The organism is Streptomyces sp. NPDC047453, from assembly GCF_040643155.1.
Taxonomy (GTDB): domain Bacteria; phylum Actinomycetota; class Actinomycetes; order Streptomycetales; family Streptomycetaceae; genus Streptomyces.
This window is the reverse complement of record NZ_JBEYTS010000004.1, coordinates 172,642-188,805: the sequence shown is the minus strand read 5'-3', so window position 1 is coordinate 188,805 and position 16,164 is coordinate 172,642. Positions and strand designations below refer to the sequence as shown.

The following is a 16,164-nucleotide window of genomic DNA, read 5'->3' as shown; positions in this document are numbered from 1 at the left end:
GGCCCCCTGGCAGGGCTTACGGCCGGGGACGCCGACCGCGAGGGCCCCGCGCGAAGGCCGGGTCGGCCGGACCCGGGCCCGTCCGTCCCGCGGACCGCGGAGGCGGACGGCGGCCCCGGCTGTCAGTGGCACGTGGCAGGATCGGGGACGTGGCAGAGACAGCATCGAAGAAGACCGACACGACCCCCGGCGGCGCCCGGCCGCGGCTGATGCTCATGGACGGGCACTCGCTGGCCTACCGCGCGTTCTTCGCGCTGCCCGCGGAGAACTTCACGACCGCGACGGGCCAGCCGACGAACGCCATCTACGGCTTCGCGTCGATGCTGGCCAACACCCTGCGTGACGAGGAGCCGACGCACTTCGCGGTCGCCTTCGACGTCTCCCGCAAGACCTGGCGCTCCGCGGAGTTCACCGAGTACAAGGCGAACCGCTCCAAGACCCCGGACGAGTTCAAGGGCCAGGTCGAGCTGATCGGCGAACTGCTCGACGCGATGAACGCCTCCCGCTTCGCCGTCGACGGGTACGAGGCGGACGACGTGATCGCCACCCTCGCCACCCAGGCCGAGGCCGAGGGCTTCGAGGTGCTGATCGTCACCGGCGACCGCGACTCCTTCCAACTGGTCTCCGAGCACACGACGGTGCTCTACCCCACCAAGGGCGTCTCCGAGCTGACCCGGTTCACCCCGGAGAAGGTGATCGAGAAGTACGGACTGACACCGGCCCAGTACCCGGACTTCGCGGCGCTGCGCGGCGACCCGTCGGACAACCTGCCGGGCATCCCCGGCGTCGGTGAGAAGACGGCCGCGAAGTGGATCAACCAGTTCGGTTCGTTCGCCCAGCTCGTGGAGCGGGTCGAGGAGGTCAAGGGCAAGGCCGGCCAGAACCTGCGCGACCACCTGGAGTCCGTCAAGCTCAACCGCCGGCTCACCGAGCTGGAGCGGAGCGTGGAGCTGCCCAAGGCGGTCGCCGACCTCGCCCGCACGCCGTACGACCGCAAGGCCGTCGCGATGGTCCTGGACACCCTGGAGATCCGTAACCCCTCCCTGCGCGAGCGGCTCTTCGCCGTGGACCCGGGCGCCGAGGAGGCCGAGACGACCCCGATCACGACGGACGGGGTGCAGCTGGACGGCACCGTGCTCGGCACCGGCGAGCTGGCCGGCTGGCTCGCCGAGCACGGCACGCAGGTTCTCGGTGTCGCCACCGTCGACACCTGGGCGCTGGGCGCCGGCTCGGTCGCCGAGATCGCGCTCGCCGCGCCCGGAGGAGCGGCCGCCTGGTTCGACCCGTCGCAGCTGGACGAAGCGGACGAGAGCGCGTTCGCGGGCTGGCTGGCCGACGCGGACCGGCCCAAGGTCTTCCACAACGCCAAGGGCGCCATGCGGGTCTTCGCCGAGCACGGCTGGACCATCGAGGGCGCCACCATGGACACCGCGCTCGCCGCCTACCTGGTCAAGCCGGGCCGCCGCTCCTTCGACCTGGACGCGCTGTCCCTGGAGTACCTGCACCGGGAGCTGGCCCCCGCCGCCGCGGCCGACGGTCAGCTCGCCTTCGGCGCGGACGAGGGCGCCGAGGCCGAGGCCCTGATGATCCAGGCCAGGGCCGTCCTCGACCTCGGCGAGGCCTTCGAGGCGCGCCTTCCGGAGGTCGGCGCGGCGGACCTGCTGCGCGACGTGGAACTGCCGACGTCCGTGTTGCTGGCCCGCATGGAGCGGCACGGCATCGCGGCGGACCGCTCCCACCTCGAGGCCATGGAGCAGACGTTCGCGGGCGCGGTGCAGCAGGCCGTGAAGGAGGCGCACGCGGCGGCAGGGCACGAGTTCAACCTCGGCTCGCCCAAGCAGCTCCAGGAAGTCCTCTTCGGCGAACTCGCCCTGCCGAAGACGAAGAAGACGAAGACGGGCTACACCACCGACGCCGACGCCCTGGCATGGCTGGCCACCCAGACGGACAACGAGCTGCCGGTCGTCATGCTCCGCCACCGCGAGCAGGCGAAGCTGCGCGTCACCGTCGAGGGCCTGATCAAGACGATCGCGGCCGACGGCCGGATCCACACCACGTTCAACCAGACGGTCGCCGCGACCGGCCGTCTGTCGTCGACGGACCCGAACCTTCAGAACATCCCCGTCCGCACCGACGAGGGCCGTGCCATCCGGCGCGGCTTCGTGGTCGGCGAGGGCTTCGAGTCGCTGATGACGGCCGACTACAGCCAGATCGAGCTGCGTGTGATGGCCCACCTGTCCGAGGACGCGGGCCTGATCGAGGCGTTCACCTCCGGCGAGGACCTGCACACCACGGCGGCCTCGCAGGTCTTCGGCGTCGACCACTCGGCGGTGGACGCGGAGATGCGGCGCAAGATCAAGGCGATGTCCTACGGCCTGGCCTACGGGCTGTCGGCCTTCGGCCTCTCCCAGCAGCTGAACATCGAGGCGGCCGAGGCGCGCGGCCTGATGGACGCGTACTTCGAGCGCTTCGGCGGCGTACGGGACTATCTGCGCCGTGTGGTCGACGAGGCGCGGGCGACCGGCTACACCGAGACCCTCTTCGGCCGCCGCCGCTATCTGCCCGACCTCAACAGCGACAACCGCCAGCGCCGCGAGATGGCCGAGCGCATGGCCCTCAACGCGCCGATCCAGGGCACGGCGGCCGACATCGTCAAGATCGCCATGCTGCACGTGGACCGCGCCCTGCGGGAGGCGGGCCTCGCCTCCCGCATGCTCCTCCAGGTCCACGACGAAATCGTCCTGGAGATCGCCCCCGGCGAACGCGAGACCGTGGAGCAGATCGTCCGCCACGAGATGGCGGGCGCGGTACAGCTCAGGGCCCCCCTGGACGTCTCGGTCGGCGTGGGCCCGGACTGGGAGTCGGCGGCGCACTAGCCTGCGGCGACGGGGGCGTCTGGGTGCCCCGGCCCTCCGCGACGGCGGCTCGGCGTGCCGTGCCTTTCCAGGCGGTCCCGCGGCGCCACCCGCGGGGGCGCACGGCGCACCGTCCGGCGCGGAAGGCCCGCCGACCCGCGGCGGAGCGGCGGGGGCGCTTGGGTGCCGCGGTGCCTCCGCGATGGTAGCTCGTGGCGGCTGTGCCTCCGCGGCCTGTGAGGGTGCACCGTCCGGTTCGGGAGCCCTGTCGGACCGCGGCGGAGCGGTGGGGGCGTCTGGGCGCCGGGGTGCCTCCGCGACGGTGGTTCGGGGCGGTCGTGCCTCTCATGAGGCCCCGCAGCGCGGCCTGCAAGGGAGCACCGTCCGGCTCGGGAAGCCCGCCGGTTCGCGGCGGTGTGGCGGGGGTGCTGGTGCTGCGACGCCTCCGTGACGGTGGTCCGGCCTGCCGTGCCTTTTGCGGCCGTCCCGCAGCGCCGCCCGCGCGGGCGGCTGCCCGGTTCGGAAGCCTGCCACCACGGGAGGGCACGGCGCGGGGCGGTCCTCCCTGCGGGCATCCTGCCCCGGAGCCGGAGCCGGAGCCGGAGCCGGAGCCGGAGCCGGAGCCGGAGCCGGAGCCGGAGCCGGAGCCGGAGCCGGAGCCGGAGCCGGAGCCAGAGCCCCGTGCGTTCCCTGTGCACCGCGCGCCGGTCTCTGGGGGGCGGCTTCGGGTGCTTTGGCGCGCTCACGGCGGGGGGTTCCCTCCCGTGGCGCACACGCGGCAGGGCTCGTCACTCACGTGGACCCCGCGGAGGCGCAGCCGTGCGCCGTGGCCGACAGGATGCGGGCATGGGTATACGCATGCTCAACCGCCGACCGGCGGTGATACGGGCGGACATGGGCGAGGTTCCCTCAGGGCCACCTCCGTCGGTCCGGCCCGTCGCGGCCGACGCCAGTACGGCTCGCGTTCCCGCGGATCTGACGGCGACCCTGCGCCGTGCCGCGAGCGGACTCCGGGACCGGTGCGGCCCCGGCGATCCCGTCCTGGGGGAGACACCCCCCTGGTGCTTGTGGGCGGACACCGCGCGCGGCTACCTCGCGCTGTTCCTCTCCCCGCTGCACCGACCTCGCCCCGTGCGCAGCGTCACCGTCTTCGTCGCCACCGTGACCACCACCGGCGACAGGCCGGGCGGCCCGCCCGGACACCGCCCCCGCCAGAACCGCCGGAACCACTGAGACCGACCGAACCGGCCTCACATGACGGGACCGGCTAACCTGCGGACACTGAACCGCTCCCACCGCCGCGACCGCCGGAGGCACCCGCACCGGCACAGTCCCCCTCATGGCTGGAACCGATCGCTCCGTCCGGCCCGGCCACACCGTCCCCGCCGCCCGGAGCCCGGGCACTACGACGGAGCCTGACGTCCAGGGCGTACAGGGGCAGGCCCACGGCCAGGCCCGCGCCCGCGCCGAAGCACAGGGTCGGAATCAGTTCCCAGAGAGCGGCCGTCGACCCCCGGCCCGTCCACCACTGCCAGGTCCGCTGCACGGCACCGGCGACCGCGCAGACCGCGATCACGGCGAAGGCCCGCCGCCGGTCCCGTACCGACAGCTCGGGGACCCCCAGCGGCTCACCCGCCGGAGCCCGCCGCAGCGCGTACACCAGGAACCCGGCGATCACGACGGCCGCCACCGCCGAGCTGCCGTACTGCAGGTACCAGTAGGCAGGTGCCCCGGCCAACTCTCGGCCCAGCACAGGGAACAGCCGCATCCCCCACCGGTCGTGGTGGGTGAACGCGTCCCACACCACGTGCGTCAGCGCGCCCAGCGCGGCGGAGGCGTACCACCACGGCACCGACGCCGGGCGCGGCCGCGTCCAGGGCGTACCGCACCGCGTCAGCGAAGCCGTCCGCCCCTGACGCGCGCGCGGCAGCAGTGCGACGAGCGGCTCGCGCAGCAGCAGCCACACCCCGACCAGCAGCCAGGCGACGAGCACATCGAGGGTGAAGACCCCGGCGAAGGAGTGCGTGACCGCGCCGAACTCCATCGCCCCGGGCACAACTCCCGCCGTGTAATAGGTCAGATCGGGCGCGAAGGAGCCCGCCACGAGCACCGACGGGACCAGCCGGCCCCGCCCCCTTCCGTCGCCGCGCACCGCCGGCAGTACGGCCGCCGCATGGCTAAGAGTGAACGGCAACGGTGCTCCTCCTGGCGCGCGTCGACCGGGCCGGCGGGCCCGTGTGATCATCGCCGTCCAGTATGCGCGTCACGCGAGGGGCGCACCCGTTAACCAGTCGTGGCCAACCGGTGAAAATCGGGCGCGAACGGGTCCCTATGAGAAGGAAGTTGTCGTAGGGTCACCTGGATTCGTCAACCGTGCGGCTCCGCGAGGGCAACCAGTCACACGGGTCGATCGTCACACCAGGGCGAACGGACAGACAGAGACGGGCGCCCGGGCGTCCACAGGAGGGGCTCACTCTATGGCGGCGCATTTCGGCAGCAGGCTGCGCAAGGGAGCGGCAACCACGGCCGTGGCCGCAGCGGCGGTCGCGGCTCTGTCTGCCTCGCAGGCTCCCGGCGTCACCGTCGACGACCACGGCAGACAGGCCTCCGCCGAGGCGACGCCCCAGCCCGACGGGAACGCCGACGGCAGCGCGACCGGCGGTTCGCCGTACTACACGGACCTGCCGCCCCTCAACAGCCCCAGCCCGGCGCCCGTCGTCGGCACCCCGATCTCCAAGGGCCCGGCCGAGTCCGGCATACCCGCCACCGTGCTCGACGCCTACAAGAAGGCCGAGGCCGAACTGCGCGCGTCCAAGCCGGGCTGCAACCTGCCCTGGCAACTGCTCGCCGCCATAGGCAAGGTCGAGTCCGGACACGCCCGCGGCGGCAACGTCGGCGCCGACGGCACCACGGTGTCCCCGATCCTCGGCCCGGTCCTCGACGGCAACGGCTTCGCCCACATCAGCGACACCGACCACGGCCAGTACGACGGGGACAGCAGGTACGACCGCGCGGTCGGCCCCATGCAGTTCATCCCCTCCACCTGGGCCTGGGCGGGCCGCGACGGCAACGGCGACGGCAAGAAGGACCCCAACAACGTCTACGACGCCGCCCTCGCCGCCGGCCACTACCTGTGCCGCAACGGCTGGGACCTGTCCACCGACGGCGACCTCCGGAGCGCGATCCTCAGCTACAACAACTCGACGGACTATCTGAACACCGTCCTGACGTGGCTGGAGTTCTACCGCAAGGGCAGCCACTCCGTCCCGGACGGGACCGGCCCCCTGCCGTCCCACCGCAGCGACCACACCCCCGGCGCGGACCCCAGTCCGACGCCGCAGCCGCCTGCCCCGAGGGCGAGCGACAAGCCCGGCGGTTCCGGGGGTGCCGGCAGCCCTGGCGGCTCCGGCAGTTCCGGCAAGCCCACCGCGCCCGGCAAGCAGGGCGGCGGGTCCGCGAGTCCGAGCCCGGCCCAGCCGTCCCAACCGGCTCAGCCGTCCGAGCCGACCCCGCCGTCCACCCCGGGCACGCCCACCGCGCCTCCCACCGCGACCGACACCGTGCACCACCTCCAGGACGCGGGCACGGGCAAGCTCACCGCCATGGCCGGCGACGCGTTCGCGGAGAAGATCAGCACCCGTGCCGTGACCAGGGACGGCAAGGCCGTCGGCAAGGTGCGGATCCGGTTCACGATCACCGGTGACACGGACGCCGCCTTCACCGGCGGCGAAAAGGTCGCCACCGTCACCACCGACGCCGCCGGCGTGGCCGTCGCACCCGCGCTCCGGGCCGGCGAGAAGACGGGCGACTTCACCGTCCGGGCGGCGGTCGTCGGTCGTACGCTCCCCGGCGTCGACTACACGGCAACGGTCACCGTGCGCGCCGCCGACGCCCTCACCCGCACGACCGGCACCGCGCTGGTCTGCACCCCGGGCGGCGAGTTCGCCGACCAGCTCGAGGTCAAGGCCACCTACAAGGGCGCGGTCGCGGACCGGGTCGCGGCCACCGCCACCCTCGTCAAGTCGGCCGACGACCCCACCCAGAACGACAAGGGCCCCTACTTCAAGGACGCCGACGGCAAGCCCGTGCGCACCCTGAAGGACCTTCAGACGGATGCAGGCGGCCTGCTGAAGCTGCCGAAGTTGTACGCGGACGACACCACCGGCACGTTCCTGCTGCGCATCACCACGGCCGGCGGCGCGACGCTGACCGTGGAGCTGAAGGTGGCGGCGGCCGACACCTCGGCCGAGCCGTCCCCCAGCCCGTCGGCATCCTCGTAGTAGCACCGGCCTGGACATCATGAGGGCGCCCCGCCACAGCGGCGGGGCGCCCTCATGATGTCCGATGACCGTCAGCCCGGCCCCCGCCCGGAGGGCGGAAGCCGAACGGAGCCCCACACCGGTCAGCGCCTGAGCCGGGCGTTGGTGTGCCGGGTCGGCTCCGCGGACGCCGGGTCCTCGGGCCAGGGGTGCTTCGGATACCGCCCGCGCAGCTCCGCCCGTACGTCCCGGTAGCCGGTCCGCCAGAAGGAGGCGAGGTCGGCGGTGACGGCGGCGGGACGCCCGGCCGGGGAGAGGAGGTGCACCAGGACCGGGACCCCGGCGACCGTGGGCGAGTCGTCCAGGCCGAACATCTCCTGGAGCTTCACGGCGAGCACGGGCCGTTCGGGATCCGCGTAGTCGACCCGGATCCGGGACCCGCTGGGCACGGTGAGTCGTTCCGGGGCGAGCTCGTCCAGCCGGACGGCGTCACCGGAGGCCCAGGGCAGCAGCCGGGCCAGCGCCTGTCCGGCGTCGATCCGCGCCAGGTCCGCTCGCCGCCTGGCCCGCCCGAGCTCCGGTTCCAGCCACTCGTCCACGCGCGCGTGCAGCGCGTCGTCGGACACGTCGGGCCAGGGCTCGCCGAGGTGCCGGCGCAGGAAGGCGAGCCGCTGCCGCAGCGCGTCCGCCTCCGCCGACCAGCGCAGCAGCCCGAACCCTTCCTGTCGCAATCCGTCGAGCAGCGCCGCTCGTACGAGACCGGGCTCGGCGTCCGCCAGGGGCCGCACCGCCAGTTCCACGGCCCCCAGCCGCTCGACCCGTCGCGCGACGACGTCCCCGTCGCCCCAGCGCACCTCGTCCTGTTCCGCGCGGAGCGCCCCGGCCGCGAGCCGGGCGACGTCCTCGTCGACGACCGCGGCGAGCTGCACGCGCGCGTGCCGCCTGCCCACCGGCCGATCGGCCACGGCGACGGCGATCCAGGGCGCGCCCCACAGCGGGGACCCGTCCGTGAGTTCCGCCCGGGTCCCGGAGACCATGAGATACGAACCACCGTCGAGCCGGGCCACCCGCTCCGGGAACGCAAGAGCGGCAACAAGCCCCACAAGCCCCACGCTCCCGGCGCCCTCCGCTCGGCTGCCGCCACCGGACAGTGCTCCCGCGTCCGCTTCACGGTCGGTTCCTGAGTGTGCGGGCCGGAGCCCGGCGAGGCCGGTATCCCCGGCGGTCCCCGGCCGGAGCCCGGCGAGGCTCGTATCCCCGGTGGCCCCCCGTCGGGGGACGCTCACGGCCCCGGCGCCGGACAGCCGTTCCGCCGCGGCCTCCCCCTCCGGGCCCACCGCCTCGGCCTCGCGGTCTGTCCGTGAGGGGGCGGGCCGGGTGGACCTGTCGGAGACCTCCGACACGGCGGCCCGCAGTCGCCGGACCTCCGTCCGCCACCGTGCCGCGTACGCGTCACCGCCGCGCCGGGCAGCACGCAGAGCCGCGGCGAGATCGTTCCCGTACTCCCGGGGCAGCTCCTCGCTCAGCAGTGCGACGACCTCGGCGGCCCGCTCGGCCCCGCCGGCGGCGGACGCGTCCAGCAGGGCCCGCCCCAGCCGCGGATGCACTCCCAGGCGCGCCAGCGACCGCCCCCGGTCCGTGGCCCGCCCGGCGGAGTCCACCGCGCCGACGGCCGTCAGCACCGCCCGCGCCGCCGCCATCGCCCCGCCCGGCGGCGGGTCCGGCAACGCGAGGCCGGAGGCGTCCGGATCGCCCCAGCAGGCCGCCTGAAGGGCGAAGGCCGTCAGATCGGCCACCTTGATCTCCGGCGCGGGATAGGCGGGCAGACGCGCCTCCTCGGCCTCCGCCCAGCACCGGTACACCGCACCCGGCGCCTCGCGTCCGGCACGCCCCGCCCGCTGCCGCCCGGAGGCCCGCGAGGCCCGTACCGTCGTCAGCGCGCTCAGCCCGCGCGCGTGGTCCACGCGGGGCTCCCGCGCGAGCCCCGAGTCGACGACCACCCGCACCCCGGGCACCGTCAGCGACGACTCGGCGACCGAGGTCGCGAGCACCACGCGGCGCCGGCGCCCCGGCACCAGCACCGCGTCCTGCACGTCCGCCGGCGCCCGCCCGTGCACCTGGAGCACGTCCACGTCCCCGAGATCCCCCAGCAGACCCGCGACCCGCCCGATCTCGCCCACGCCCGGCAGGAAGCACAGCACGTCCCCCGCGCGCTCGGCCAGCGCCCGCCGCACCACCGACGCCACGTGCGTCAGCAGCGCGGGGTCCACCCGCATCCCGTGCGGCGGCCGTACCGGCCGGGCCGGCGGCGCCCACACCGCCTCCACCGGATGCGACACGCCGTGCGCCTCGACCACCGGCGCCCCGCCCAGCACCCGCGCCCACACCCGCGCGTCCGTGGTGGCCGAGGCGGCCACCAGACGCAGTTCGGGCCGCAGCGCCTCGCGTACGTCCCACAGGAACGCCGCCACCGTGTCCGCGTCCAGATGCCGCTCGTGGCACTCGTCGAGCACCACCACGTCGACGCCCGCCAGCTCCTGGTCCCGCTGGAGCCGCTGGAGCAGCACACCGGTCGTGACGACCTCCACGCGCGCGTGGCGCCCGACGACACGCTCCCCGCGCACGGTGTAGCCGACGCTCTCGCCGACCTTCTCGCCCAGCAGCCACGCCATCCGCCGGGCCGCCGCACGCGCCGCGATCCGCCGCGGCTCGGCCACGACCACCCGCCGCGCGGGCCCCTCGCCCAGCAGCCCGGCCAGCTCCAGTGGCACCAGCGTGGTCTTGCCCGTGCCGGGCGGCGCCACCAGGACCGTGGTCCCGTGACCGTCCAGGGCCTCGTGAAGGGCCGGCAGCGCGCCGCGCACCGGCAGCGCGCCCAGCTCGTCGTGGCGGATCACGCGCTCAGTCCCGTACTCCCGCACTCGGTCACTCGGTCCCGCACTCACTCCCGCATTCAGTCCCGTACGCAGACGAAGATCGCCGTTCCCGGGATCAGGCCCCCGCGCAGCGGCGACCAGCCGCCCCACTCGGAGGTGTTCCAGACCGGCCACTCCGGCTCGACCAGGTCCACCAGCCGGAAGCCCGACGCCACCACGTCGCGCACCCGGTCCCCGACGGTCCGGTGGTGCTCGACGTACACCGCGCGGCCGTCCTCGTCCTGCTCGACGTACGGCGTGCGGTCGAAGTAGGAGCCGGACACCGACAGCCCTTCCGGGCCGGGCTCGTCCGGGAACGCCCAGCGGATCGGATGCGTCACCGAGAACACGAGCCGCCCGCCCGGCCGCAGCACCCGGCGTACCTCCCGCAGCACCGCGCGCGGGTCGGCGACGAACGGCAGCGCCCCGTAGGCCGAGCACGCCAGGTCGAAGGAGCCCTCCGCGAACGGCAGCGCGCCCGCGTCGGCGCACACCAGCGGAAACCCTCCGCCGATGCGCAGCGCGTGCTGGAGCTGGCGGTGCGACAGGTCCAGGGCGACCGGGCGCGCGCCCTGCCCGGCCAGCCAGCGCGAGCACTGGGCCGCGCCGGCCCCGATCTCCAGGACGTCCTTGTCCTTGAGGTCCTCGGGGTCGCCGAGCAGCCCCGCCTCCACCTCGTCCAGGCCCTCCGGGCCCCACACGAAACGGTCGTCGCCGAGGAACGTGCCGTGCTCGATCTGGTACTCGTCCGCGTTGCGGTCCCACCAGCCCCGGTTGGCCCGGGAGCTCTCCGCGGCACCGGCCTCGCGCCGGGTGGCCTCCGGTTCGGCCGGTTCGAACTGTTCGGACGGTGCTGGCTCTTGGATGATCGGCTCCCTCGTACTAATCTGCGGGCTCTCCCGTCCGGCCGGTCCCGGCGCTGTCAACACAGGGACTCGCTCGGGTCGGCATGGCCTCGGGAGACGGGTTTTCTGCCGGATATGAGGCGATCTGTCCCGGCTGTGCGGCTTCGCGCATTGACCATGTCCGGCTGCCCCCGTATGCTACAAGTTGCGCTGCGGGCCTGCGCGCCTCAGACGGAGCAGGCTGCGCTCGCATCTGTTGTATGTCCCCTCGGTTGTCGAGGCGCCACCAGTGGTTTCATGTGACGCTTCCTTGGCTGTCCGGCTTCTACAGAGCGAAACGGGCTCCCGGCGTAAGCAGTGCCTACGACTTCAATGTCCGTACCGGAGCCCTTTCCCACATGACGAGCAGCACCGAGACCACCGCCACCACCCCGCAGGTAGCGGTCAACGACATCGGTAACGAGGAAGCCTTCCTCGCAGCGATCGACGAGACGATCAAGTACTTCAACGACGGCGACATCGTCGACGGCGTCATCGTGAAGGTCGACCGGGACGAGGTCCTGCTCGACATCGGTTACAAGACCGAAGGTGTCATCCCGAGCCGCGAGCTCTCGATCAAGCACGACGTCGACCCGAACGAGGTCGTGGCCGTCGGCGACGAGATCGAGGCCCTGGTCCTCCAGAAGGAGGACAAGGAAGGCCGCCTGATCCTCTCGAAGAAGCGCGCCCAGTACGAGCGCGCCTGGGGCACCATCGAGAAGATCAAGGAAGAGGACGGCATCGTCACCGGTACCGTCATCGAGGTCGTCAAGGGTGGTCTCATCCTCGACATCGGCCTCCGTGGCTTCCTGCCGGCGTCCCTCGTCGAGATGCGCCGTGTCCGCGACCTCCAGCCGTACGTCGGCAAGGAGCTCGAGGCCAAGATCATCGAGCTGGACAAGAACCGCAACAACGTGGTCCTGTCCCGCCGTGCCTGGCTGGAGCAGACCCAGTCCGAGGTCCGCCAGACGTTCCTCACGACCCTCCAGAAGGGTCAGGTCCGCTCCGGTGTGGTCTCCTCGATCGTCAACTTCGGTGCCTTCGTGGACCTGGGTGGCGTCGACGGTCTGGTCCACGTCTCCGAGCTGTCCTGGAAGCACATCGACCACCCGTCCGAGGTTGTCGAGGTCGGCCAGGAGGTCACCGTCGAGGTCCTCGACGTCGACATGGACCGCGAGCGCGTCTCCCTGTCGCTGAAGGCGACCCAGGAAGACCCGTGGCAGCAGTTCGCCCGCACCCACCAGATCGGTCAGGTCGTGCCCGGCAAGGTCACGAAGCTGGTTCCGTTCGGTGCGTTCGTCCGCGTGGACGAGGGCATCGAGGGTCTGGTGCACATCTCCGAGCTGGCCGAGCGCCACGTGGAGATCCCGGAGCAGGTCGTCCAGGTCAACGACGAGATCTTCGTCAAGGTCATCGACATCGACCTCGAGCGTCGCCGCATCAGCCTCTCGCTGAAGCAGGCCAACGAGTCCTTCGGTGCCGACCCGTCCGCGGTCGAGTTCGACCCGACCCTGTACGGCATGGCCGCGTCCTACGACGACCAGGGCAACTACATCTACCCCGAGGGCTTCGACCCCGAGACCAACGACTGGCTCGAGGGCTACGAGAAGCAGCGCGAGGAGTGGGAGCGCCAGTACGCCGAGGCGCAGTCCCGCTTCGAGCAGCACCAGCAGCAGGTCATCAAGTCCCGCGAGGCGGACGCCGCTGCCGCCGCCGAGGGTGGCGAGGCCGCCGCTCCGGCCGCGTCCGGCGGTTCGTACTCCTCCGAGGGTGGCGACACCTCCGGCGCCCTGGCGTCGGACGAGGCGCTGGCCGCGCTCCGCGAGAAGCTGGCCGGCGGCCAGAGCTGAGCTCCCGTACAGGGGCCCAGCCGCTGAGGCTCAGCCGATGACTTGAAGGGCCGCACCCGTTCCGGGTGCGGCCCTTCGGGCTGTTCGGAGTGGGTCGCGACCACTTGGCGCCGGTGGGGAATGCGAACGTCCCACAGCTCGTTGTGAACCTACGAATACGAGGAGGGGCGGTCACACAGTGCTTGATCCGCAGGGTTTGTACGCATGGGAGCCGAAGGGTCTGGCCGTCGTCGACATGGCGCTCGCCCAGGAGTCGGCCGGTCTTGTCCTGCTCTACCACTTCGACGGATACATCGACGCGGGGGAGACCGGCGACCAGATCGTCGATCGGCTGCTGGACTCGCAGCCCCACCAGGTCGTGGCGCGCTTCGACCACGACCGGCTCGTGGACTACCGGGCCCGCCGCCCGCTGCTGACGTTCCAGCGGGACCGCTGGACCGAGTACGAGGTGCCGGGCATCGAGGTGCGTCTGGTCCAGGACGCCACCGGCGCGCCGTTCCTGCTGCTGTCCGGGCCCGAGCCCGACGTGGAGTGGGAGCGTTTCGCGGCGGCTGTACGGCAGATCGTCGAGCGTCTCGGCGTACGCCTGTCGGTGAACTTCCACGGCATCCCCATGGGCGTCCCGCACACCCGCCCGGTGGGCCTGACCCCGCACGGCAACCGCAGTGACCTGGTACCGGGCCACCGCAGCCCCTTCGAGGAGGCGCAGGTGCCGGGCAGCGCGGAGGCGCTGCTGGAGTACCGCCTGATGGAGGCCGGGCACGACGTGCTGGGCGTGGCCGCGCACGTGCCGCACTACATCGCGCGCTCCCCGTACCCCGACGCGGCGCTGACGGCCCTGGAGGCCATCACCTCGGCCACCGGGCTGGTCCTGCCGAACGTCGCCCACTCCCTGCGCAACGAGGCCCACCGCACCCAGACCGAGATCGACCGGCAGATCCGTGAGGGCGACGAGGAGCTCACCTCCCTCGTCCAGGGCCTCGAGCACCAGTACGACGCCGCGGCCGGCGCGGAGACCCGGGGCAACATGCTCGCCGAGCCCGTCGAGATCCCGTCGGCGGACGAGATCGGCCGCGAGTTCGAACGCTTCCTGGCGGAGCGGGAGGGCGAGAACTGACGCGGAGGGCGTGAGCCGACGGGGGAGGGCGAGAGGTGGTGCCCGCCCGGCGGGCGGGCCGCCGGGGACAGGGCCTAAGCTGCCGCTCATGCTGAAAGTGGGCCTCACCGGGGGCATCGGTGCCGGTAAGAGCGAGGTGTCGCGGCTGCTCGTGGAGTGCGGGGCGGTGTTGATCGACGCCGACCGCATCGCGCGCGAGGTCGTCGCTCCGGGCACGCCCGGCCTCGCGGCGGTCGTCGAGGCCTTCGGCCCGGACGTGCTGACCGCCGACGGGAGCCTGGACCGGCCCAGGCTGGGTTCTCTCGTCTTCGCCGACTCCGGGAAGCTGGCCGTCCTGAACTCGATCGTGCACCCCCTGGTGGGCGCCCGCTCCCGCGAACTGGAGGAGGCCGCCGCCGAGGACGCCGTCGTGGTCCACGACGTCCCGCTCCTCACGGAGAACGGCCTGGCCCCGCTCTACGACCTTGTGATCGTCGTGGACGCCAGCCCCGCGACCCAACTGGACCGGCTCCTGCGGCTGCGCGGGATGACCGAGGAGGACGCACGTGCGCGCATGGCCGCGCAGGCGACCCGTGAGAAGCGCCTGGAGATCGCGGACGTCGTGATCGACAACGACGTACCGTTGGAGCGGCTCGAGCGACGGGTGCGGGAGGTCTGGGCGGAGCTGGTCCGCAGGGCGCACGCGCCCCGTCGGGCGCACCGGGAGCAGGGAACCCAGGAATAGGGCTGCCCGGCCGGGGCGTTGAACCACCTCGGCCAGGGAAGGAAGTAGTCGTGCCCGAACGTACTCCGGAGACTCACGTCATCGACTACCGCGCCGCCGAGAAGCTGCTCGCCGCGCGGGACCCGCGGGGCGCGGTCAAGCTGCTCGACCGGGTCATAGCAGCCCATCCAGAGAACACCTCGGCCCGGCTGCTGCGGGCCCGCGCCTTCTTCGCGGCCGCCCAGCTCCGGCCCGCGGAGCTGGAGTTCACCATCGTGCTGGAGCGTGAACCGGACAACGCGTACGCGCACTTCGCGCTCGCCCGCACCTATGAGCGGCAGGGCCGCCCCGACGAGGCCAGGCGCCACTTCCGGCTGGCTGCCGCGCTGGACCCGAACCCGGAGTACCTGCAACGGGCGCGGTTCGACACCTGAGGCCCGCCCGCGGCGGGCCATCCTCCGCGCGGCCGGCGGCTAGCGCTGCCGGTCGTCCGGCGGCCAGTACGGCGGTACGTCCCGCCCCGGCTGGTAGTGCGGACCCTGCCGCAGGTGCCGGACGATCACCATGAAGTCGACGGCCATCACCAGCCACAGCACCCCGCAGGCCGCCGCCCAACCGGGCCGTCCGAGCAGCACGAAGATCACCGTGCCGAAGCTTGCCCAGACCAGCCCCCACACACTCAGCCAGAACCGCGCCCGCAGGGCACTGCGCGCGGTGGCGGGTTCACTGCCTGTACGCATCGCCGATCTCCACTCCTCCTTGGAACGTAACTCTCGCGCGGGCCGCACTCCAAAGCCGTGCTGGCCTCACTCGGACGGGTGAACCAGGCCGGGAGGGGAACGGCTGTGCGGAGGCGGGCCGTTGTTCGGGCATGGAGCTGAGAATGCGCGAGGGTCATCAGGGGACGGGACCGGGAGCGATCACGCCGGACGGCTGCGCGGTGGAGCTGTACGCGCGGCTGCCCGTGGGGAGCGAGCCGGACGTCATCGCCGCGGCCGTGCCCGCGGGCGCGCACATCCTGGAGCTGGGCTGCGGTGTGGGCCGCGTGACCCGTCCGCTGATGGAGCGCGGCTTCACGGTCACGGCGGTGGACGAGTCACCGGACATGCTGGAGCGGGTGCGCGGGGCGCGGACCATATGCAGCCCCATCGAGAGCCTGGACGCGGGGGAGACCTTCGACGCCGTGGTGCTCGCGTCGTTCCTGGTGCACACGGGCGACCCCGAGGTACGGCGAGGGCTGCTGCGCACCTGCGCACGGCATGTCGCGGAGGGCGGCTGCGTACTGATCCAGCGGGAGGGCGGCGACTACCACATCAATGTGCCGCGCGAGCGGATGGACCCGGCAGGTTTCACGGTGCGGATCCTGTCGGCCGAGCCGGTCGGGGACGGGGTGAACAGGGTGCGCGCGGAGTACGTGTTCCCGGACGCGACCTGGACCCAGACCTTCCGGTCCCGGCCGCTGACCAAGGAGGAGTTCGAGGAGGCGCTGGCGGAGGCGGGCCTGAGGGTGGACAGGTATCTGACCGAGGACGGGATGTGGGTGAGGGCGGTGCCGGAGGTGCGGAAGGAGCGTCCTTGACG

General features: G+C 72.9%; 12 protein-coding genes. 8 read left to right on the top strand and 4 right to left on the bottom strand.

All coding sequences use genetic code 11. The features are described from left to right. The first annotated feature begins 149 nt into the window (after positions 1 to 149). Both polA and ABZ818_RS06385 read left to right on the top strand, forming a co-directional pair. Positions 150 to 2,876 (top strand): DNA polymerase I, encoded by a 2,727-nt coding sequence (gene polA / locus ABZ818_RS06390; protein WP_361411511.1) that lies wholly within the window; start codon positions 150 to 152, stop codon positions 2,874 to 2,876. A gap of 825 nt (positions 2,877 to 3,701) precedes the next feature. Next, on the top strand, positions 3,702 to 4,088 hold the full coding sequence (locus tag ABZ818_RS06385) for a hypothetical protein (protein ID WP_361411509.1): 387 nt from the start codon (positions 3,702 to 3,704) through the stop codon (positions 4,086 to 4,088). A gap of 34 nt (positions 4,089 to 4,122) precedes the next feature. Here ABZ818_RS06385 and ABZ818_RS06380 read toward each other — a convergent pair whose 3' ends face one another. Beyond that, complete coding sequence (locus ABZ818_RS06380) at positions 4,123 to 5,049, bottom strand: DUF4184 family protein (protein ID WP_361411507.1); 927 nt, start codon at positions 5,047 to 5,049, stop codon at positions 4,123 to 4,125. Between the two features lie 283 nt (positions 5,050 to 5,332). Here ABZ818_RS06380 and ABZ818_RS06375 point away from each other — a divergent pair, with 283 nt between their 5' ends. Continuing rightward, complete coding sequence (locus tag ABZ818_RS06375) at positions 5,333 to 7,135, top strand: lytic transglycosylase domain-containing protein (protein ID WP_361411505.1); 1,803 nt, start codon at positions 5,333 to 5,335, stop codon at positions 7,133 to 7,135. Positions 7,136 to 7,257: 122 nt separating this feature from the next. Here ABZ818_RS06375 and ABZ818_RS06370 read toward each other — a convergent pair whose 3' ends face one another. Together ABZ818_RS06370 and ABZ818_RS06365 are read right to left on the bottom strand one after the other, a co-directional pair. Beyond that, the gene (locus ABZ818_RS06370) at positions 7,258 to 10,011 is read right to left on the bottom strand and encodes an ATP-dependent helicase C-terminal domain-containing protein (RefSeq protein ID WP_361411503.1); all 2,754 of its coding nucleotides are present in this window, start codon (positions 10,009 to 10,011) and stop codon (positions 7,258 to 7,260) included. A 56-nt stretch (positions 10,012 to 10,067) separates the two neighbouring features. Next, a complete protein-coding gene (locus tag ABZ818_RS06365; RefSeq protein ID WP_361411501.1) occupies positions 10,068 to 10,955 on the bottom strand; it encodes a class I SAM-dependent methyltransferase in 888 nt (295 codons plus the stop codon). A 317-nt stretch (positions 10,956 to 11,272) separates the two neighbouring features. Here ABZ818_RS06365 and rpsA point away from each other — a divergent pair, with 317 nt between their 5' ends. The 4 genes from rpsA to ABZ818_RS06345 all read left to right on the top strand — a co-directional run bounded on the left by rpsA (position 11,273) and on the right by ABZ818_RS06345 (position 15,017). After that, a complete protein-coding gene (gene rpsA / locus ABZ818_RS06360; RefSeq protein WP_358732746.1) occupies positions 11,273 to 12,763 on the top strand; it encodes a 30S ribosomal protein S1 in 1,491 nt (496 codons plus the stop codon). A gap of 178 nt (positions 12,764 to 12,941) precedes the next feature. Then, positions 12,942 to 13,880 carry a PAC2 family protein gene (locus ABZ818_RS06355; RefSeq protein ID WP_361411498.1) on the top strand — a complete coding sequence of 313 codons (939 nt, stop codon included), beginning with the start codon at positions 12,942 to 12,944 and terminating at the stop codon, positions 13,878 to 13,880. Between the two features lie 88 nt (positions 13,881 to 13,968). Beyond that, entirely contained in the window at positions 13,969 to 14,604 is a 636-nt protein-coding gene (gene coaE, locus ABZ818_RS06350; RefSeq protein ID WP_361411496.1) for a dephospho-CoA kinase, read from the top strand. A gap of 50 nt (positions 14,605 to 14,654) precedes the next feature. Next, on the top strand, positions 14,655 to 15,017 hold the full coding sequence (locus ABZ818_RS06345; RefSeq protein ID WP_141361911.1) for a tetratricopeptide repeat protein: 363 nt from the start codon (positions 14,655 to 14,657) through the stop codon (positions 15,015 to 15,017). 39 nt (positions 15,018 to 15,056) lie between these two features. On the opposite strand, the gene ABZ818_RS06340 is transcribed toward ABZ818_RS06345, so the two are convergent. Continuing rightward, positions 15,057 to 15,323: a DUF6343 family protein gene (locus tag ABZ818_RS06340; protein ID WP_361411494.1), complete on the bottom strand. Its 267-nt coding sequence runs from the start codon at positions 15,321 to 15,323 to the stop codon at positions 15,057 to 15,059. A gap of 143 nt (positions 15,324 to 15,466) precedes the next feature. Between ABZ818_RS06340 and ABZ818_RS06335 the strand changes: the two genes are divergently transcribed. Then, positions 15,467 to 16,162, top strand: a complete 696-nt coding sequence (locus ABZ818_RS06335; protein WP_361411492.1) for a class I SAM-dependent methyltransferase — start codon at positions 15,467 to 15,469, stop codon at positions 16,160 to 16,162. Positions 16,163 to 16,164: the final 2 nt, after the last annotated feature.